Source organism: Rhodococcus sp. NPDC060090 (assembly GCF_042729855.1).
In the GTDB taxonomy this organism is placed as follows: Bacteria; Actinomycetota; Actinomycetes; order Mycobacteriales; family Mycobacteriaceae; genus Rhodococcus.
This window is the reverse complement of the sequence record NZ_JBHWXB010000013.1, coordinates 165,210-184,340: the sequence shown is the minus strand read 5'-3', so window position 1 is coordinate 184,340 and position 19,131 is coordinate 165,210. Positions and strand designations below refer to the sequence as shown.

At 66.8% G+C, this 19,131-nt stretch carries 15 protein-coding genes; 10 read left to right on the top strand and 5 right to left on the bottom strand.

Annotated features, from left to right (window positions below):
- Nucleotides 1-105: 105 nt before the first annotated feature.
- Nucleotides 106-1,986, top strand: coding sequence for a galactan 5-O-arabinofuranosyltransferase (locus ACFWCF_RS18970; protein WP_378564556.1), 1,881 nt, complete (start codon nucleotides 106-108; stop codon nucleotides 1,984-1,986).
- Here the strand turns inward: ACFWCF_RS18970 and ACFWCF_RS18965 are convergent.
- Entirely contained in the window at nucleotides 1,964-2,398 is a 435-nt protein-coding gene (locus ACFWCF_RS18965) for a DoxX family protein (RefSeq protein WP_378564473.1), read from the bottom strand. The two genes, ACFWCF_RS18970 and ACFWCF_RS18965, sit on opposite strands and share 23 nt — an antisense overlap.
- Nucleotides 2,399-2,522: 124 nt before the next feature.
- Here ACFWCF_RS18965 and ACFWCF_RS18960 point away from each other — a divergent pair, with 124 nt between their 5' ends.
- Genes ACFWCF_RS18960 through ACFWCF_RS18945 form a run of 4 tightly spaced genes read left to right on the top strand, consistent with a single transcriptional unit; the run spans nucleotide 2,523 to nucleotide 4,942 of the window.
- On the top strand, nucleotides 2,523-2,846 hold the full coding sequence (locus ACFWCF_RS18960; protein WP_378564470.1) for an SAV_915 family protein: 324 nt from the start codon (nucleotides 2,523-2,525) through the stop codon (nucleotides 2,844-2,846).
- On the top strand, nucleotides 2,843-3,118 hold the full coding sequence (locus ACFWCF_RS18955) for a hypothetical protein (protein ID WP_378564467.1): 276 nt from the start codon (nucleotides 2,843-2,845) through the stop codon (nucleotides 3,116-3,118). Before ACFWCF_RS18960 ends, ACFWCF_RS18955 begins: the two co-directional genes overlap by 4 nt.
- Nucleotides 3,115-4,275 (top strand): hypothetical protein, encoded by a 1,161-nt coding sequence (locus ACFWCF_RS18950; protein WP_378564464.1) that lies wholly within the window; start codon nucleotides 3,115-3,117, stop codon nucleotides 4,273-4,275. The genes ACFWCF_RS18955 and ACFWCF_RS18950 overlap by 4 nt, the downstream gene beginning before the upstream one ends.
- A 7-nt stretch (nucleotides 4,276-4,282) precedes the next feature.
- Nucleotides 4,283-4,942, top strand: coding sequence for a hypothetical protein (locus ACFWCF_RS18945; RefSeq protein ID WP_378564461.1), 660 nt, complete (start codon nucleotides 4,283-4,285; stop codon nucleotides 4,940-4,942).
- Here the strand turns inward: ACFWCF_RS18945 and ACFWCF_RS18940 are convergent.
- Complete coding sequence (locus ACFWCF_RS18940) at nucleotides 4,879-5,316, bottom strand: hypothetical protein (RefSeq protein WP_378564458.1); 438 nt, start codon at nucleotides 5,314-5,316, stop codon at nucleotides 4,879-4,881. The genes ACFWCF_RS18945 and ACFWCF_RS18940 overlap by 64 nt on opposite strands.
- A 58-nt stretch (nucleotides 5,317-5,374) precedes the next feature.
- Here ACFWCF_RS18940 and ACFWCF_RS18935 point away from each other — a divergent pair, with 58 nt between their 5' ends.
- Nucleotides 5,375-6,226 (top strand): helix-turn-helix transcriptional regulator, encoded by an 852-nt coding sequence (locus tag ACFWCF_RS18935; RefSeq protein ID WP_378564455.1) that lies wholly within the window; start codon nucleotides 5,375-5,377, stop codon nucleotides 6,224-6,226.
- On the opposite strand, the gene ACFWCF_RS18930 is transcribed toward ACFWCF_RS18935, so the two are convergent.
- Nucleotides 6,171-8,948, bottom strand: coding sequence for an FAD-binding and (Fe-S)-binding domain-containing protein (locus ACFWCF_RS18930; protein WP_378564452.1), 2,778 nt, complete (start codon nucleotides 8,946-8,948; stop codon nucleotides 6,171-6,173). The genes ACFWCF_RS18935 and ACFWCF_RS18930 overlap by 56 nt on opposite strands.
- Nucleotides 8,949-9,072: 124 nt before the next feature.
- On the opposite strand from ACFWCF_RS18930, the gene ACFWCF_RS18925 reads away from it, so the two are divergent.
- From ACFWCF_RS18925 to ACFWCF_RS18915, 3 genes are all read left to right on the top strand, one after another.
- Nucleotides 9,073-12,348, top strand: coding sequence for an arabinosyltransferase domain-containing protein (locus ACFWCF_RS18925; RefSeq protein ID WP_378564449.1), 3,276 nt, complete (start codon nucleotides 9,073-9,075; stop codon nucleotides 12,346-12,348).
- 167 nt (nucleotides 12,349-12,515) lie between these two features.
- A complete protein-coding gene (locus ACFWCF_RS18920) occupies nucleotides 12,516-15,704 on the top strand; it encodes an arabinosyltransferase domain-containing protein (protein ID WP_378564553.1) in 3,189 nt (1,062 codons plus the stop codon).
- Nucleotides 15,705-15,744: 40 nt separating this feature from the next.
- Nucleotides 15,745-16,386, top strand: coding sequence for a TetR/AcrR family transcriptional regulator (locus tag ACFWCF_RS18915; RefSeq protein WP_378564446.1), 642 nt, complete (start codon nucleotides 15,745-15,747; stop codon nucleotides 16,384-16,386).
- On the opposite strand, the gene ACFWCF_RS18910 is transcribed toward ACFWCF_RS18915, so the two are convergent.
- A complete protein-coding gene (locus tag ACFWCF_RS18910) occupies nucleotides 16,356-17,015 on the bottom strand; it encodes a TetR/AcrR family transcriptional regulator (RefSeq protein WP_378564443.1) in 660 nt (219 codons plus the stop codon). The two genes, ACFWCF_RS18915 and ACFWCF_RS18910, sit on opposite strands and share 31 nt — an antisense overlap.
- A 74-nt stretch (nucleotides 17,016-17,089) precedes the next feature.
- Between ACFWCF_RS18910 and ACFWCF_RS18905 the strand changes: the two genes are divergently transcribed.
- Nucleotides 17,090-17,500, top strand: coding sequence for a RidA family protein (locus ACFWCF_RS18905; RefSeq protein WP_378489385.1), 411 nt, complete (start codon nucleotides 17,090-17,092; stop codon nucleotides 17,498-17,500).
- Nucleotides 17,501-17,583: 83 nt separating this feature from the next.
- On the opposite strand, the gene ACFWCF_RS18900 is transcribed toward ACFWCF_RS18905, so the two are convergent.
- Nucleotides 17,584-19,125: an acyl-CoA carboxylase subunit beta gene (locus tag ACFWCF_RS18900; RefSeq protein ID WP_378564440.1), complete on the bottom strand. Its 1,542-nt coding sequence runs from the start codon at nucleotides 19,123-19,125 to the stop codon at nucleotides 17,584-17,586.
- Nucleotides 19,126-19,131: the final 6 nt, after the last annotated feature.

The following is a 19,131-nucleotide window of genomic DNA, read 5'->3' as shown; positions in this document are numbered from 1 at the left end:
CCAGTACCCACAGCTTCACTAGGCTCGGGTCCCGTGACAGTCGCCGAGAGTCCCACCGTCATCCCCGTCGCTCCGTTTCGGAAGGTCGCGACGACCGCCGGTCGCATGGTTGCGGCCGTGGTCGTCGCGATCGTCGTTTCTGCAGTGGGACTGTTCGCGTTCGCGCGAGTGCAATGGCCGGCGTTCAATTCGTCGAACGTCACTCAGGCCGTCACCACGGTGATGCAGTTCGTCGCGCTGGCCGCGCTGGGGTGCTCGATCTACCTGCTGCGTCACCGCAAGTGGGTGACGGGCGCGCACGTGCTGTCGTGGGCGGCGCTGTCCGGCCTCGTCACCGCGACGCTGGGCATGCCGCTGGCCGCGACGAAGCTGTATCTGCACGGAATCTCCGTCGACCAGGAGTTCCGCACGCAGTTCCTCACGCGACTCACCGACAGCGCGGCCCTGCGCGACATGAACTACGCCGACATGCCCCCCTTCTATCCGGCGGGCTGGTTCTGGATCGGTGGCCGTGTCGCGAACCTGCTCGGGATGGACGGCTGGGAGGCATTCAAGCCCTATGCCATCGCCTCATTGGCGGTCGCGGCGGTCGTGGCGCTTGTGCTGTGGTCGGAACTCGTCCGGTCGGATCTCGCGGTGCTGGTGGCGACCGCATCGACGGTGATCGTCCTGGCGTACGGGTCGCCGGAACCGTACGGCGCGGTGATCGCTCTGCTGATCGCACCGGCTCTGGCGCTGGCCTGGGGCGCCCTCAACCCCGTGCGCGTTTCTGGTAGCGATGACTACCAGAAACGCGCACGGCAGGGGTGGGGCGCGGTGGTGGGTACCGGCCTGTTCCTCGGGATCGCCGCGACGTTCTACACGCTGTACTTGGGCCTGGCCGCGTTCGCGGTGACGGTGATGGCGCTGACTGCGGCAGTGCTCGCCAAGCGGGCCGAAGGTTCGTGGCGCAGCGTGATGCCGGTGCTCGTGCGATTCGTCTCCATCGCGGTGATCGCGGGGGTGGTCGCGCTGATCGTGTGGGCGCCGTTCCTGCTCGACGTGCTCGGGGGCGGTTCGACCGCCGGCTCGGGATCCGCGACCCACTACCTTCCCGACACCGGCGCACGCTTGCCGCTGCCGATGTTCCACATGTCGCTGATCGGTTTGTTGTGTCTGCTCGGCAGTGTGTGGCTGATCGGGCGGGCGACGTCATCGCGGCGAGCTCAGGCGCTCGGGCTCGGCGTCGTCTCTGTGTACCTGTGGTTCCTGGGGTCGATGGCGTTCACTGCGCTGGGCAACACGCTGCTCGCGTTCCGGCTCGAAGTGATCCTGCTGGTGCTACTCGGTACGGCGGGTGCATTCGCGTTCGTCGAATTCTCGCGATGGATCAGCCTCGCCACGAGCGACAACCCGAATGTGCGGCGGGTGCTCGTCGCGGTGGGCGCGCTCGGTGCGCTGGCGTTCACCCAGAACATTCCGCAAGTTCTCGGGAACGAGATCACCGTCGCCTACACCGACACCGACGGCAGCGGTGAGCGGGCCGACCAGCGACCGGCAGGCGCTGCGTCGTATTACGCGGAGATCGACGAGACGCTGCGCTCGCAACTCGGCGACGAGCGCGACGACCACGTGATCCTCACCGCCGACACCGCGTTCCTCGCGTACTACCCGTACTTCGGCTTCCAGGCGCTGACGTCGCACTACGCGAATCCCCTCGCAGACTTCGCGGGTCGTGCAGCGGCGATCGAAGAATGGTCGGAACTCGGATCGTCCGAAGAGCTTCTCTCCGCGTGGGATTCGCTGCAGTGGCGAGCCCCCGACGCCATCGTCTTCCGACAGGGCGCCGAGGGCTACACACTTCGGCTGGCCGAGGACGTCTACCCGAACGACCCGAATGTCCGCCGATACACGGTCACCTTCCCCGAGACCCTGTTCGACGATCCACGTTTCACGATCACCGAGGTGGGGCCGTTTGCCGTGGTCACCCGCGCCGAAGTGGCATGATGTTTCGAACTCCGTTGTCGCGCAGCCACAATCCGCCCCACACGAAGATTCCTGTGTAGATCGGGAACAGTGTGGTGCTGACGATCGGCTGCTCGGTGAGCAGGTTGGTCGCGACCGCTCCGCCGAGGTATCCGGTGAGCAGCACAGCGCCGAGGATCGCGGTCGTCGGCACGACGTAGAGCACGAGGCAGATGAGCAGCACGATGCCGAACACCCTGTTCAGGCTCGGATCGAAGCCGAGATCGGCCATGGCCTCCTGCACCTGCGAGGTGTTCATGATGTGGATGACCGAGTCGAAGAGCAGGAACAGGACGACGAGGCCGCTCACGATCAGACCTGCGATGTGCGCGCCCCGACCGGGCGTTTCGGCGTGGGTGTGAGTGCCGTGGTTGGTGGCGGAATGGGTGGTCATGATGATCTCCTCGAGTCGATGCGCTGATGTCACCGATACCGACCCGGCGCCGTGCGGAAACTCATCACCGCTGAGGTAGTGTCGCAGCGGGTCGTGCGGGGGTGCGACAGGATCGGGGGATTCGATGAGTGAGATTCTGTATGTGCCGACCAGGCGCCGCGACGAGTCGGGGCAGGTGCAGCTGGAGATGCGCACTCTGCTCGACGGCCGACTGGCATTAGCTGCCTACACGTCCCTCCAGGAACTGGTGCGCTGCTGCGGACCGCGGCAGCCGTGGATGGGTGTCGACAGCGCCGGACTGCGGGAAATCCACCGCAACACCGGATACGACCTGGTCCTGCTCGACGCCGCACAGCCACCACCGCCGCCACCAAGTGCGACCGAGGACGAATCCCGGCGGCCTAGAGGCTGGCTGCAGGATCCGATCGGACGAACAGGAACCCGGTGAGCATCGAAATCGGAGACCTCAACTCGGTTGCGAGACGTCTGGCGACCGGAGCGATCGGAATCAACGACCTCGGATCCGACGCTGCCGAAATACCGGATGCTGGTGCGTCCACCGTGCTGCTCGTGGATACTCTCGGATCGATCGCATCCGCCTTGGACGTGGCTGTACGGTCGCTGGCCAATGCAGCCGACCTCACCCAGGACAGTCTGCGCGCCTACCAGGAAACCGATGATCACAACGCGCAGGAGATCGCGAAGGCCGGTGAACAATGAGCCTCGACACCTATGTCTTCGGCGATCCTGCCTCGTGCTACGCGTGCGCGGATTCGCTCGCCACTCTCGCGACCGGTGTGAAGGATCAGCTGAAGTCGGTGCGCGACGGCCGCACGGAGTCCGAGTACGAGTTCAGGAGCACGGCAGGTGACGAGTTCCGGTTGACGCTGGACCGCATCATCGCCGGAACCACCGAGGCCGCGGACGAGATCGACGTGGTTGCCGCCGCCCTGCGTGTATTCGCCGATGAGCTCGTCACCGCCAAGGCACGGATGGCGCAGGCCGAGACGGTCGCGTCGGACGCTGGAATCCCTGTGGAGTTCGGTTCCGGGATCGGTGATCCGGTCGAAGTCGATCCGAATTCGTATGACGTTGCACCCCAAATCCTTCGAGCACGGCAAGTTGTGGTGTACGAGACTGCGGCGGGGCTCGTCGCGGAGGGTCGCGGGATCGAGGTCGCAGCGCACAGCACGTTCAGGGAAGCACTGCGCGGGCCGACCACGCTCCTGAAGGACGCGGAGGCCCAGTGGGGTTGGCTGGCCGCGTTCGCAGTCACCGGATATGTCGGGACCGCCTTCTCCGAGCTGGCGAAATGGGGGCCGCTCGCCGACAGTCGAGGCGCGAACCTGGCCCGGCTGCAGGAACTGGCCGCGGAAGCAGCCCGGTTGGGCGACCCGTACCCGGAAGCCACCGCAGCCAGAGCTGTTCGGGTTTTCCAAGGTGGAGCCGACGACGCGGCGCGATTCGCTGCGGAGAACTCCCGGCTGCTCGCCGGGTTCGGTGATAACAAATTCGTCCAGATTCTCGGAAGTACCGCAGACGACTATCTCCCGAAGGGGTCAGCGCTATCACAAATCGGATCAAAGGTCCCTGTCGTGGGGTTGGGCTTGACCGCATTGCAAACCTACTCCGACGTCAGTGATGCCGACAATGGTGGCGACGCAGTCAAGGCGGTCGCCAAGGACGTCGGCGGTTTCGTCGCGGGCACCATCGCCACCGAATTGATCCTCGCCAGTGCCGCAGGCGGCCCAGTCACCCTGCTCGCCGTCGGCGCCGGAGTCGGGGTCGCATTCGGCGTCGGTGAAGCCATCGAGCACTGGGACGACATCTCCGGTGCCGCCGGCTCGGCGGCGCGCTGGGTCGGAAACCTGTTCTGAGGACTGAATGAACTCAACCGACCTGCCCCCGATCCCCGATCCGACCACTGGCGAACCCCGACCGCCCCGCGCTCCACGGATTCATCGGGGCACGCAGAACACACCCTCCGACCGAGAGCCACGGAATCCCCCTGCACCGCCATGCCATCTGGGCCCCACCCTCGAATGGATTCAGCCCACCGCCCGCGATCCGTACATCGCCGCGCTCATGATGGTCGGGATTGCAGTCGCGTATCTCACCCTCACCAACGGAGGATTCCGGTGGATCAATTGGTGGGGCATTTGGCTGATCATGGCCGCGAGTGCATGGGTGATGTTCGGCGCCACAAGGAACCACTGGGCCGCCGCCGGTGCCACCTGGGTGCAGTGGCGCAGCAGCTGGGTCGACACATATCACCTCACCCGCATCCGCTTCTCCGCCGACGGCACCAACCGCGTCCTCCGACTGAAGGACGCACACGGCAACGAAATCCATTCGTTCAAGATCAGCCAGATCCAGGGCAACCCCGACCTGTGGGACCTCGTCTACAACGGCATCCTCCACTCCGTCGCCTCCGGTAACTGTGACATCGACGCCAAAACCCGCCGCATCCTGAAAATCCCCTACGAACTCGGACCACGCCCGGTCAACGACAAACGCAGCAAGGGACGACGCCGCGGATGGTGAACCCCTCGGCTGGACGCGAGTGCCGCTGTCGCCAGCGCGCCGAGGAGTCCGACGTCCACTCGTGCGACACGGGTCAGCGCATCGTTCGAGGTGCCGATGGTGTTCGCGAGAACGACGAACGACCCGAGAGGCAGCGCACCCGATGCCAGTGCTGCGATCCGGTATCGCGGATCTACAGCACCGACGATCAACCCGACGCCGATGAGCCCGAAGAATGTTGCACGATGCCGCAGAAGAAGTTCCGTGTCGGAGTCGTTCACAGTAATGCCGTAAACATCCTCGACACGGTCTCGTGACATCATCGCCGTTGCGGGGACCAGGTGCGCGAAACCGACGCCCGCCATCAAGACCGAACCGAGTCGAGTACCGAACATTTGCTGCTCCTTCGTGTGTGTCTGCGTGACTGTCTCTCTGGTCTCTAGACTTGCGCACATGGCCCACGCCGCGCTTCCAGAAACGTGCGCTCCTCCGGAATCTTCTTCCCAGGAACCTCTGCTGTGGATCGGCGCTGGGCGCGCCACTTATCTCGGTCCCTCGTTGGAGCTTGCACCGCACTCCACTTCGGTACATTGCGTCATCGTCGGGGTCGACGATCTGTTCACGCTGCGCGTGGAGGGCGCAGCAGATCTGGTCACACGAAGCGCGCTGGTGCCTCCGCGTGTCGTCCACCAGGTGATCTCTCCACCCGGCAGCCGAATCCTCTTCTGCTACTCCGATGTCACGATGACACTGGGACGCGATCACGCGTCCCGCATGGCGTTACGACAAGATCTGTTCTGGACCGACCACCGTGACGAAGCCGCTCTGGTCCGGCTCTGCAGAGGGCCGGTTTCGGACGGCGCCGCGATCGCCACCCTGGCCACAGGACCGCGCCACAGCGACCTGGATCCGCGCATCGTCCGCACTGTCCGGCGCATCCACTCGGATGCGCCCCTTCGTCGCAACGCCTCCGATCTCGCTCGCGCCGAGCATCTCTCCACATCCCATTTCTCGAGGTTGTTCGGCAGGGAGACGGGCACGAGTTTCGGTCGGTATCGTCTGTGGGTGCGGATGCTCCACGTCGCCCGGTCCATTTCGGATGGCAATGATTTCACGAGCGCCGCCATGTCGGCAGGGTTCGCGTCGCCGTCCCACTTCAGCGACTCTTTCCTGCGGATGTTCGGCCTCACCGCCACGTCACTCGCTACGACGGGCACGAACATTGTGGTCGACGATGCGGCCCTGTCCCCTACGGCAACCGCGACGCGAGCAGCTCCGCCAAGTGAGTTCCGCGACGATCGGTGAGGTCGCTGAGCTGGGTACGACACGAGTAGCCGTCGGCGAGCACCACCGTGTCGGGGGCGGCGGATTCGACGGCGGGGACGAGCTGGTTGTTCGCGACCGCGACCGACACGTCGTAGTGGCCGCGTTCGACCCCGAAGTTGCCGGCGAGGCCGCAGCAGCCGCCGAGCCGGGTGACCTCCGCGCCCGCACGTTTCAGGAGCGCGGCGTCGGAATCCCACCCCATGATCGCGTGGTGGTGGCAGTGCGGCTGGGCGACGACGGTGGTGCCTGCCAGCGACGGTGGTTCCCAGTCGCCGAGCAGTTCGGCGAGTGTACGGGTGGACTCAGCCACGACACGTGCAGGCTCGGATCCGAGCAGTTCGACGGTGTCGGAACGCAATACCGCCGTGCATGACGGCTCGATCCCGACTATCGGAGTCCCGGCGCGGAAAAGTTCGGTGACGGTGCGGCCCAGAATCTTTCGCGCGTCATCGAGCTGCCCCGTGGTGATCCAGGTCAGCGCGCAACACTGCTGCTTCTCGGTCACGCGGACGCGATATCCGGCGGCTTCGAGGACTTCCACCGCTGCCACACCGACCTCGGGCGTGAAGTAGTCGGTGAAGGTGTCGACGAACAGCAGCACGGGTTCGCCTGTGCGGGCGCGTTGCCCGGCCGTGTCGGCGAGCCATCGACGGAAGGTGCGGGGCGCGAAGGCGGGCACGTTCCGGCGCGTGTCCATGCCCCCGAGCCGCAGACCCGCCGATGCTATGCCGGGAAATTTCGTGATCGCATTGGCGGCCTTCGGCATTCGTGAGGCGAGCGCCGCCCACTGAGGTAGCCGACCGAGGGTGTAGTGACTGATCGGGCGCCGCTTTCCGCGATAGGTCTGGTGCAGTACCTCCGATTTCCACGTCGCCATGTCGACACCGGTGGGGCAGTCCGACGCGCAGCCCTTGCAGGACAGGCACAGGTCGAGGGTCTCGTGCACCTCCGGCGACGACCACCCGTCGGTCACCAGCGACCCGTTCAGCATTTCCTGCAGGGCACGTGCCCGGCCGCGCGTGGAGTCCTTCTCCTCGCGGGTGGCGAGATACGACGGGCACATCACCCCGCCGACAGCGGTGGTGTCGGCGCGGCACTTCCCGACGCCGGTGCATCGGTGCACGGCCTGGGTGAAGTTGCCGCCGTCCTCGCGGTACCGGAATGCGAGACCCGCGCGGAGTGCGGGCGCCGCGGTGACGCGCAGGTCGGCGTCGACTGGCCTGGGATCGACGAGGACGCCGGGGTTGAGCAGGTTCTCCGGGTCGAACACCGACTTGACTGCCCCGAACAGGCGGAGTGCGTCGGCGGAGTACATCAGCGGCAGCAGTTCGCTGCGGGCCCGTCCGTCGCCGTGTTCCCCAGACATCGAACCGCCGTACGATGCCACCAATCGTCCTGCAGCAAAAAGGAATTCGCGAAACAGTCCGGGCATCTCGAGTGGCACGTCGAGCCTGATGTGGATGCAGCCGTCGGCGAAGTGCCCGTACGGGTATCCGGTGATGCCGTAGCTGTCGGTGAGCTGCTCGAAATCACGCAGGTAGTCGCCCATGCGCTCCGGGGGGACAGCAGCGTCCTCCCACCCGGCGTGCGCAGGAAGTCCTCGCGGACTGCGCGCCGACAACCCCGACCCGTCTTCCCTGATTCGCCACAGCGCCGCGGCGCGTGCCTGATCGTCGATGTGCAGGGCGTCGATCGCTCCGGAGACGTCGACCATCGACACGGCGCGGTCGTGCACCTCGACGTAGTCGTCGCCGACGAGTTCGACGAACAGCCACGCCGCGCCCCGCGGCAGCGGCGGCACCGCGCCCGGCCCGCGGCGGGTGCGGACGATGTCGACGATGCGCGAATCGAGGCCCTCGCAGGCAGTCGGGCTGAAATGGAGCAGCGTGTGGGCGGCGTTTCCGGCGGCGACGATGTCGGGGTAGCCGAGGACCACCATGGTGCGCACCGGCGAATCGGCAACGAGCCGGATGGTCGCCTCGGTGAGCACGCCGAGGGTGCCTTCGCTACCGACGAACAGTTTGCGCACGTCGAAGCGGTTTTCGGGGAGTAGATGTTCGAGGCCGTATCCGGACACCTGCCTGCCGAAGCGGCCGAACTCGGTGCGGATCGTCGCGAGGTTCGCGGCGACGAGGTCGCGGAGCGGCTCGAGCATCGGATCACCGCCGGGTAGCGAGAGCGGATGCCCGGTTCCGGTGAGAACCTCGATGCCGACGACGTTGTCGGAGGTGCGGCCGTAGCCGAGCGCACGCGCACCGCACGCGTTGTTGCCGATCATGCCGCCGATCGTGCAGCGGTTGTGGGTCGACGGGTCCGGTCCGAATCGAAGGCCGTGCGGTGCCGCAGCGCGCTGCACGGCGGCCTGCACCACGCCCGGTTGCACGCGGGCGGTGCGCTGCTCGGGATCGATCTCGAGCACGCGTCCCAGGTGCCGGGAGAAGTCGAGCACCACCCCGGTGCCGACGGCGTTGCCCGCAAGTGACGTCCCCGCGCCGCGCGAGGTGAGCGGCACTCCTTCACTGCGGCACACGTCGAGGGTCGCGGCCGCCTCGTCGATGCTTCGCGGCCGCACCACGACCTGCGGCGGCACCCGATACAGCGATGCGTCGGACGAGTACATCGCGCGGGTGGTGCTGTCGTCTCGGACATCGGAGATCCCCGATCGACGGAGGCGACTGCCGATCGCCGAGGAGATCTCCATGCTGACCGATGCTAACTGCGATGCGTCACTCTCCGGATCAGGTCGAGCAGAACGATTCACTACTCGCCTAGCATCGACCCCTGTGCCAGACGTTTCCCATTCGACCGCTACGCCCGGTTCCTCCGTGACCGCGAGCGTCCGTACCGCGCGACTCATCGCTGTTGTCACAGGTCTGCTCGGGTTCGTCCTGGCTTTGACCATCCCGTTTCTCCCTGTGAAGCAGGAAGCCGCGACCGTCCAGTGGCCCCAGAGCGAGGGGCCCCAGAGCGAGGGGCCCCAGAGCGAGGGCACCCAGAGCAACAGCCTCGCCGACATCGAAGCGCCACTCATCACGTACACGCCGCTCACGTTGCGGGTGAGCGTGCCGTGTGCCGCGGCCGGTGCGCTCGGCGAGGACGGCGGCACGCTCGTGTCGACGGTGCCGCCCGGTGCGCCGGATGCGACCGGCAACGCACTCGTGATCCGGGTCGCCCCCGGTGAGGACGGCGCACCCGGCACCGTCGAGGCGGTACTGAGGAATTCCGTACTGGTCTCGGCCCCGCTCGACGAGCAGTGCACCGCCGTCACCGTGGCGTCCAACTCCGAGCGGACCGCGGCCGGAATCGTCGGCGCCGATCCTGCCGTCGAGGTCACCATCGAGGGCGATGTCCGTCCGCAGATGGTGGGTGTCTTCTCCGATCTCGACGGCGCCGCAGCCACCGACACCGAGCGATTGTCGGTGCAGGCCGAACTGGACTCGCGGTTCACCTCCACTCCCACGGTGATCAAGCTGGTCGCGATGATCGTGTGCGCCCTGGCGACGCTGTCGTCGCTCGTCGCGCTGCACCGCATCGACGGCGTCGACCGCCGCCGGGCACGCAGGTTCCTGCCGTCGCACTGGTGGCGTTTCACGCTCACCGACGCAGTCGTGGTCGGGGTCCTGCTGCTGTGGCATGTGATCGGCGCGAACACCTCCGACGACGGCTACATCCTCAACATGGCCCGCGTATCCACCGACGCGGGGTACATGGCGAATTACTTCCGATGGTTCGGGGTGCCCGAGGCGCCGTTCGGCTGGTTCTACGACGTGCTGGTCGTGATGTCCGAGGTGTCGACGGCCAGCATGTGGATGCGCCTGCCCACGCTCGTCGCCGCGATCGTGTGCTGGATGGTCATCAGCCGCGAGGTGATTCCGCGTCTCGGTGTGGCCGTCCGGCACAGCACGATCGCATTGTGGACGGCGGGACTCGTGTTCCTCGCGTTCTGGCTGCCGTACAACAACGGTCTTCGTCCCGAACCGATCATCGCCGTCGGCGCGCTGCTCACATGGTGTTCGATCGAACGCGCCATCGCGACCGGCCGCATGTTGCCCGCGGCGATCGGCGTGCTCATCGCCGCGTTCTCACTCGCCGCAGGCCCCACCGGTCTGATCTGTGTGGCCGCGCTGCTCGCCGGGGCGCGCCCGGTCACGAAGCTGGTGGCTGCGCGACGGCCTCTCGTCGGGGTCCTCCCGCAGCTCGCCCCGGTCCTCGCGTCGGGCACCGTCGTCATGATCGCCGTGTTCGCCGATCAGACGCTCGCGTCGGTGCTCGAGGCCACCCGGGTGCGGTCCGCAGTCGGACCGAACGTGCCGTGGTTCGACGAACGACTGCGCTGGGACGCACTGCTCACCGTGGCACCGGACGGGTCGCTGGCCCGCCGGTTCGGGGTGCTCGTCATGCTGCTGTGCCTCGTGGTGTGCGTGATGCTGGTCCTCCGCAAGGGCCGCATCCCCGGTACCGCGATCGGGCCTTCGCGGCGCATCCTCGGCATCGTCTTCGCCTCCATGCTGCTGATGATGCTCACCCCCACGAAGTGGACCCACCACTTCGGTGTGTACGCGGGCCTCGCAGCGGCGGTCGCGGCACTCGCGGCAGTCGGGGTGGGGGCCGCCGGGATCCGGTCGGCCCGCAACCGTGCCCTGTTCACCGCGGGTGTGCTGTTCGTCCTCACGATGTCGTTCACCGGGTCCAACGGCTGGTGGTACGTGTCCAGCTACGGCGTCCCCTGGTGGGACAAGCCACCGTCCATCTCCGGATACGCGTTCTCGACGGCACTGCTCGTCCTCACGGCTCTTGCGCTGGCGGTGGCGGCATGGTTCCACCTCCGCGAACCGTTCGCGAAGCAGAAGCCCGTGCGGAGCGGCAGGGCTCGCGCGCTCGCTTCTGCTCCGCTGACCGTCATCGCAGCGGGGGTCGTCGTGTTCGAAGTGCTCTCCCTCGTCAAGGGCGCCGTGTCGCAGTACCCGGCCTACTCCATCGCGCGATCGAACATCGCCGCGTTCACCGGCGACGGGTGCGGTCTCGCCGACCACGTCCTCGTCGAGACCGACCCGAACGCCACCATGCTCGCTCCGCTGAGCGGTTCGGTCGCCGACGCTCTCGGCGCCGGCCGCGCGCAAGGATTCACACCCGACGGTGTCGCGCTGGACCTCACCGCCGACGCGGAGATCTCCACCTCCGGTGGCGCGAATTCCGTCGAGGCCGACGAAGGCGGCACCACCACCTCGACGACGGCAGGTACCGGCGGCGGACGCCGCGGCGACGCCGGGATCAACGACAGCACCGTGCGGCTCCCGTTCGGTCTCGACCCCGCGCGCACCCCGGTGCTCGGCAGTTACCGGGGCGGCGTTCAGCACGCCGCAGAGCTCGAATCCGGGTGGTATGCGCTGCCCGAACGCACCGAGGACACACCGCTGCTCGTCGTCACCGCTGCTGGTCGCGTGCAGTACGTCGACCCCGACGGAGTCATCACCCCCGGCCAGGAGGTACTCCTCGAGTTCGGCGTCACCGCAGGTGAGAGTGTCGAGGAGATCGGGCGGGTAGCGCCGATCGACATCGGACCGTCTCCGTCGTGGCGCAATCTGCGGGTGCCGAGCGACGCGATTCCCGCGGAGGCCGACGCGGTGCGGCTCGTCGTCGACGACGGCGACCTGTCGCCGGACCAGTGGGTCGCGGTGACGCCGCCGCGGATGCCACAGCTCGACACCCTGCAGGACGTCGTCGGCTCCGATGCCCCGGGTCTGATCGACTGGTCGGTCGGGCTCGCATTCCCGTGCCAGCGCCCGTTCGCACACCGCTACGGGGTCGCGGAGGTTCCCGAGTACCGGATCCTCCCCGACCGGGTGGGTGCCGATGCGACCAACGGGTGGCAGGACTCCATCGGCGGCGGACCCCTCGGGTGGATCCCGCTGTTGCTCACCGCCGAGACCGTGCCCACCTACCTGGATCACGACTGGGGTCGCGACTGGGGGTCGCTCGAACGGTATCGCCGGATCGACCCGGACGCGCAGACCGCGACCGTCCGCGTCGAGGAGATCACCCGCTCCGGACTGTGGAGTCCGGGATCGATCCGTGACGGAGTACCCGATCTGCTCGAGTGAGGGTGAGTGTTCCCGCTGCTCGTCGCCCGATACCATCGACACCCGTGCCCGACGACGCGAGAATCGACTCCTCCCCGACCGTGACCGCCACCCGGCCGGTCGGCGAGGATCTACGAACGCAGTACCGAACCGCGCGGCTCATCGCAGTCGTCACCGGCATCATCGGGATGCTGCTCGCGCTCGCAACCCCGTTCCTGCCCGTGAAGGTCACCGAGGCCACCGTGTCGTGGCCGCAGAACGGCTCGATGACGGACGTCGAGGCACCGCTCATGTCGCAGGTGCCGCTGCAGCTGAGCGCGACCGTGCCGTGCGCCGCGATCGCGCAGATGCCCGACAGCGGCGGGATGCTCCTCGCGACCGCGCCCGCAGGCGGACAGGACGCCGCGCTCAACGCGATGTTCGTCCGGGTCGGGGCGGAGAACGTCGACGTTCTCGATCGCAACGTCGTGGTCGCGAGCGCCCCGCGCACCGAGGTCGCATCCGGCGCCTGCACCGAGATCCGTATCTTCTCCGACATCGAACGCACCACCGCGGAGTTCGTCGGTCTCACCGACGACAACGGCAACCCACGTGCCGGTGAGCTGACCGGCGACCTGCGGCCCCTCGTCGTCGGTGTGTTCAGCGACCTGAGCACCGATGTCCCCGGCCTCGACGTGCTCATCGATGTGGACTCGCGGTTCTCGTCGTCGCCGACGCTCGTGAAGTCCCTCGCGATGATCCTCGCGGTGCTGTCGACGGCATTGGCGCTGGGCGCGCTCGCGAAACTCGACGGCACCGACGGCCGTGGGCACCGGCGATTCTTCCCGTCGCACTGGTGGAAGTTCCGCGGTATCGATTTCGTGGTGGTCGGCACGCTGATCGGGTGGCACTTCTTCGGCGCCAACACCTCCGACGACGGCTATCTGCTCACCATGGCCCGGGTGTCCGATCATGCCGGGTACATGGCCAACTACTTCCGCTGGTTCGGTGTCCCCGAGGCGCCGTTCGGCTGGTACTACGACGTGCTGGCTGCGTTCGCGAAGATTTCGACGGCAAGCCCCTGGATGCGCCTGCCCGCGTTGATCGCCGGGATCCTGTGCTGGATGGTGATCAGCCGCGAGGTCGTACCGCGTCTCGGACGGGCGGTGCGGCACAACCAGATCGCGCTGTGGACCGGCGGACTCGTGTTCCTCGCGTTCTGGCTGCCCTACAACAACGGCCTGCGTCCCGAACCGATCGTGGCCCTCGGCGCACTGCTCACGTGGTGCTCCATCGAACGCTCCATCGCCACCGGACGATTGCTCCCCGCCGCCATGGCCGTGTTCATCGGCGCATTCACACTCGCGGCCGCCCCGACCGGCCTGATGTGTATCGCCGCGTTGATCGCCGGTATCCGGCCCATGACGCGCATCATCGTCCGCAAGCACCGCGAGGTCGGCACCGCGGCGCTGCTCGCCCCGATCGGAGCCGCCGGTCTGCTGGTCCTCGTCGTGGTGTTCTCCGACCAGACGCTCTCCGCGGTGCTCGAAGCCACCCGCGTGCGCACCATCATCGGTCCCAACGAGGAGTGGTGGAACGACTTCCTCCGCTACTACTACCTCATGGTGCAGACCGTCGACGGGTCGCTGCCGCGCCGCTTCGCGTTCCTCGTCATGATCCTGTGCCTGTTCACGACGCTGCTCGTGCTGCTGCGCCGTCGCCGCATCCCCGGTATCGCGGTGAGCCCGTCGTGGCGCCTGATCGGCATCGTGTTCGGAACGATCTTCTTCATGATGTTCAACCCCACGAAGTGGACCCACCACTTCGGGGCGTACGCGGGCATCGCCGGATCCCTTGCCGCGTTGACCGCTGTGGTCGTGTCGGCGCAGGCGCTGCGGTCGCGGCGTAACCGCACGATCTTCCTCGCCGGACTGCTGTTCGTCCTCGCCGTCTCGTTCGCGGGTATCAACGGCTGGTGGTACGTGTCGAGCTACGGGGTTCCGTGGTTCGACAAGACCGTGTCGCTCTCGGGTTACCAATCGAGCAGCCTGTTCCTGGTTCTGTTCGCTCTTGCCCTCGCTCTCGTCGCCTGGCAGTACCTGCGCGAAGGGTATGCGCCGCCCCCGGAGAAGCCCACGTCGGAGAAGGGGCGCCGGATCCGCGCGTTCGCGGCGGCACCGTTGACCGTCGTCGCGGCAGTGATGGTGTTGTTCGAGGTGCTGTCGCTCGTCAAGGGCGCCGTGTCGCAGTATCCGGCGTACTCGCTGGCGCGCTCGAACGTCGACGCCCTGACTGGTTCGTCGTGCGGCCTCGCCAACGACGTGCTCGTCGAGAGCGATCCGAATTCCGGGCGCCTCGAACCGATCATCGACCCCGCCAATCCGCCGGCCGATGGTGATGCCCTCGCCGGAGGCGGGCCTGTCGGCTTCTCTCCCAACGGCGTCCCGAGCGATCTGACGGCCGACTACGTCGAGGTCAAGCCCGGGCAGGGCAATACCGACACCCAGAGCATCGGCCCCACCTTCGAGACCGGCGCGGGCGGCGGCACCACCGGCGGTTCGGGTGCCGAAACGATCAACGGCAGCACCGTGAAGTTGCCGTTCGGCCTCGATCCGGCCGTGACACCGATCCTCGGCAGCTACCAGAACGGCATCCAGGAACCCGCGATGCTCACATCGAGCTGGTACCGGCTGCCCGAACGCAGCGACAACGCCCCGCTGATCGTCATCTCCGCGGCCGGTCGCATCTGGTCGTACGACGACACCGGCGCGCTGACCTACGGACAGTCGCTGATGCTCGAGTACGGCACCAGCAATCCCGACGGCACCTTCGAAGCGAAGGGCAGCTACCTGCCCCGCGACATCGGTCCCGCGCCGTCGTGGCGCAACCTGCGGATCCCGGTCGCAGACCTCCCCGAGGACGCCGACGTCGTCCGCATCGTCGCGCACGATCCCAACCTCACCGGCGACCAGTGGCTCGCGTTCACCCCGCCCCGCATGCCCGAACTCGACACGCTCGACTCGGTGATCGGCTCCGAACAGCCGGTGCTGCTGGACTGGGCAGTGGGCCTGCAGTTCCCGTGTCAGCGGCCGTTCGACCACCGCTACGGGGTCGCGGAGATGCCGAACTATCGCATCCTGCCCGACCGCCCGCTGGCCGTGTCGTCCACCGACACCTGGCAAGCCGCCGAATTCGGTGGACCACTCGGCTTCACCGAGGTCCTCGCGCGTGCAGAAGCGATTCCGACGTATCTCGACGGGGACTGGGCCCGCGACTGGGGTTCGCTCGAACGCTATGTGCGTTACTACCCGAACGCCGAGCCCGCCGATGTCGCGACCGACCAGGTCACCCGGTCGGGCCTGTGGAACCCGGGCACGCTGCGGGTCTACGAGCGGTAGGGCGCACAGAATTCGGTTCCGACTCTCTAGAATGGCAAGGGTGACCACCGAAAACATCTCCGGCACCAGCTCCATGTCGGCCCGCGCCACCGAAGCAGTACAGCGCAGCCTCACCCCGCGACAGGAGGCGGCGAGCCGCGACGTCGACCGCTTGATCAAGGCAGGCCGCGAACTGCTGACCGCAGGCTCCCCCGCGCGCGTCGCCGACATCGTGGCGGCCGCCGGGCTGTCGAACGACGCATTCTACCGGTATTTCCGCAGCAAGGGCGACTTCGTCGATGCCGTGGTAGAAGAGGGCGGACACCGCCTGGTCAGTCATCTGCGCAGGAAGATCGATGCCGCCGAGACGCCGGAAGCGGCGCTCCGCGCGGGCGCGACCGTGATCCTGAAGCAGGGCGTCGACCCCGAGATCGCCGCCGCGACACGCAACGTCGTCGGCGGAGGTGGACGCAGCCACGCTCCGAAGGTACGGGAGGAACTCGAGCTCACCCTCGCCCGCATTCTCGCGGGGCCGATCACCGATCTGGGATCCACCGACCCGGAGCGTGATTCGATCACGACGGCGATCCTGCTGCTGGCCTCGATGGAACACCTGCTGTGGAAGGACACCGAGGGGTTCGACGCCGAGAAGGAGGTCGAGCACATCCTCGGCTACATCCGGGGCGCTCTCCACACCGCCTGACCTCCTACATTTCGCGGGGGCACCCGCTGCGCCCACCCCCTCTCCACTGATGCGCGACACCGGTCGGGCTCATCGCCCGCATGGACGAACAACGCAGTGAGCATAGGTACACAATGCTCGAGGGTGCTGTGCGGTAGCGGCCCGTTCGCCACGAGCGAGACGAGTCCGTGGTCGATGGCCCAGCTCTGGATCGCCAGTTCGAGCGGGTCGACGTCGGCGCGGAAGCGTCCCTCGTCCTGCGCCCGCCGCACAGCCTGGACCAGGTACTCCAGGGTGGCGTCTGCCGCCTCGAGGTCTTCCAGGTCGACGCTCGCGTCGAACATGACCCGGTACAGGTCAGGGTGGTCGAGGGCGTTATCGACGTAGGACGCGGACAACGCCGCAAGGTCTCTTACCGCATCACTCGATGTCTCCACCGTGTGGAATCCGGACCCGAGACGCGTGAACCCTTCCTGCCGCAGAGCTTTCCACAAGCCGTCCATGCCACCGAAGTAGGTATAGACGGCCATCGTCGACACTCCTGTGCCTGCCACCAGCGAGCGCAGGGTGAGGGGCTCGCGGGCCCGCAGCATCTGCGCTGCGCGCTCGACGAGGAGGGTACGCACCGCCGGATCCTTCGTCCTCGCCATGCACCCACTTTACATAGCATTGCACTGTTATAGTTTGAAGGTCCGCTCGGACCCCGACCACCCCAGGAGAACTCATGGCCGTCACCCTCGTGAATCCCGCAGGACTACCGCAGGTCGACATGTACCGGCAGGTGTCGATCGCCACCGGAACGAAATTGGTCTTCATCGCCGGCCAGGTGGCGCGCGACGCTGCTGGCAACCGAATCGGCGAAGGAGACCTCGCCGCGCAGACCGCGCAGTGCTATCTCAACATCACGACCGCACTGAAGGAAGTCGGCGCCACCTGGAACGACGTCGCCAAGATAACCGCATACATCGTCGACTGGACCCCGGAGAAGATGGGCCCGATCGGTGAGGGCATCGGCCGCGCGACCGCCCAACTCGGTATCGACGCCTCATTGGCACCACTCACCGGCATCGGAGTCTCGGCGCTGGCCGAGCCCGATCTCCTGGTCGAGGTCGAAGCCACCGTCGTCCTCGACTGATTCGGAACCGACTGAATCAGAAACGCGAAAGTCCCACCGGCACAGCCGTGTCGACGGGCCGGTGGGACTTCTCGGTCGAACTCTCAGAGCGGAAGCAGGTGGTGCTTGCGCGGGTTCTTGAACACCTTCTTGTCGCGGAGAAGCGTCAGCGCCTTCCGGATTTCGAGGCGCGTGGTCTTCGGCTCGATCACCGCATCGATGTAGCCGCGCTCGGCCGCGATATACGGCGTCGCGACATGCTCGTTGTAGAAATTGATGAGCTGCTGACGCACCACCGGAGCGTTGTCACCGGCTTCGGCGATCTGCTTGCGGCCGATCACCGCGACCGCGGACTCCGCACCCATCACCGCGATACGCGCCGTCGGCCACGCGAAGTTGATGTCGGCGCCGAGCTGCTTCGAACCCATCACCGCATAGCCACCGCCGTACGACTTACGTACCACCACCGTGACTTTCGGAACCGATGCTTCGACGTAGGAGAACAGGAACCGGCCGCCACGCTTGATGACGCCGATCTTCTCCTGCTCCACACCGGGCAGGAAGCCCGGGGTGTCGACGACGAAGACGAGCGGAATGTCGTAGGCATCGCACACACGCACGAAATGCGCGGCCTTGTCGGCAGCGGCAGCGTCGAGCGCACCCGACAGATACAGCGGCTGGTTCGCCACCACACCGACGGGGCGTCCGTCGACGCGCGAATAACCGGTGATGATGTTCGGTGCCGTCTGTGAACGCACCTCGAAGAAATCGCCGTCGTCGAAGATCTTGAGCAGGACGTCGTGCATGTCGTAACCGGAGTTGTCGGCGTCGGGCATGAACGAGTCGAGTTCGATGTCGTCGGGCGTGATCTCGGGCTCGAGGCCCGGGTTGATCACGGGAGGCTTCTCCTGCGCATTCGACGGCATGTAGCTCAGGTACTGACGCACCCAGTCGAAGGCCGCCTTCTCGTCGGAAGCGACGTGGTGCACGTTGCCGTATTCGGCCTGCTTACGCGCGCTGCCGAGCTCCTCGAGACTGACGTCCTCGCCCGTGACCGCCTTGATGACGTCCGGACCGGTGACGAACATGTACGCCTCTTCGGTGGCGACGACGACGTCGGTGTTGATCGGCGCGTACACCGCACCACCGGCGCACTTGCCGACGATGACCGAGATCTGCGGGACCAGCCCGGACAGCGGCTCGGTCCGCTTGCCTATCTCGCCGTACCAGGCGAGCGAAGTCACCGCATCCTGGACGCGGGCTCCGCCGGAGTCGTTGATACCGACGACCGGGCAGCCGATCTTCAAGGCATGTTCCAGAACGGCAGACACCTTGCGGCCGAACATCTCACCGACACTGCCGCCCAGGACGGTCTGATCGTGCGAGAACACCGCGACGGGCCGGCCGTCGACCAGTCCGTGCCCGACGACGACCGCGTCGCCGTAGAAAGCGTTCGGGTTCCCGGGCGTCCGCATCAGGGCGCCGATCTCGACGAAGGTGCCCTTGTCGAGAAGCATGTCGATGCGCTCCCGAGCGCTGGGAATTCCCTTCTGGGCGCGTTTGGCGATCGCGACTTCCCCTGCGGGTTCGTTCGCGATCTCCAGTTTTGCGCGCAGCTCGGCCAGCTTCTCTGCCGTGGTGGTCACTACTTG

What these genes read in the sequence shown, in the direction of transcription:
- ACFWCF_RS18920 (WP_378564553.1), top strand. Translation starts at nt 12,516, where the DNA reads ATGCTGCTCGCGCTCGCAACCCCGTTCCTGCCCGTGAAGGTCACCGAG.
- ACFWCF_RS18950 (WP_378564464.1), top strand. Translation starts at nt 3,115, where the DNA reads ATGAGCCTCGACACCTATGTCTTCGGCGATCCTGCCTCGTGCTACGCG.
- ACFWCF_RS18910 (WP_378564443.1), bottom strand. Translation starts at nt 17,015, where the DNA reads ATGGCGAGGACGAAGGATCCGGCGGTGCGTACCCTCCTCGTCGAGCGC.
- ACFWCF_RS18965 (WP_378564473.1), bottom strand. Translation starts at nt 2,398, where the DNA reads ATGACCACCCATTCCGCCACCAACCACGGCACTCACACCCACGCCGAA.
- ACFWCF_RS18945 (WP_378564461.1), top strand. Translation starts at nt 4,283, where the DNA reads ATGAACTCAACCGACCTGCCCCCGATCCCCGATCCGACCACTGGCGAA.
- ACFWCF_RS18970 (WP_378564556.1), top strand. Translation starts at nt 106, where the DNA reads ATGGTTGCGGCCGTGGTCGTCGCGATCGTCGTTTCTGCAGTGGGACTG.
- ACFWCF_RS18905 (WP_378489385.1), top strand. Translation starts at nt 17,090, where the DNA reads ATGGCCGTCACCCTCGTGAATCCCGCAGGACTACCGCAGGTCGACATG.
- ACFWCF_RS18935 (WP_378564455.1), top strand. Translation starts at nt 5,375, where the DNA reads ATGGCCCACGCCGCGCTTCCAGAAACGTGCGCTCCTCCGGAATCTTCT.
- ACFWCF_RS18930 (WP_378564452.1), bottom strand. Translation starts at nt 8,948, where the DNA reads ATGGAGATCTCCTCGGCGATCGGCAGTCGCCTCCGTCGATCGGGGATC.
- ACFWCF_RS18960 (WP_378564470.1), top strand. Translation starts at nt 2,523, where the DNA reads ATGAGTGAGATTCTGTATGTGCCGACCAGGCGCCGCGACGAGTCGGGG.
- ACFWCF_RS18940 (WP_378564458.1), bottom strand. Translation starts at nt 5,316, where the DNA reads ATGTTCGGTACTCGACTCGGTTCGGTCTTGATGGCGGGCGTCGGTTTC.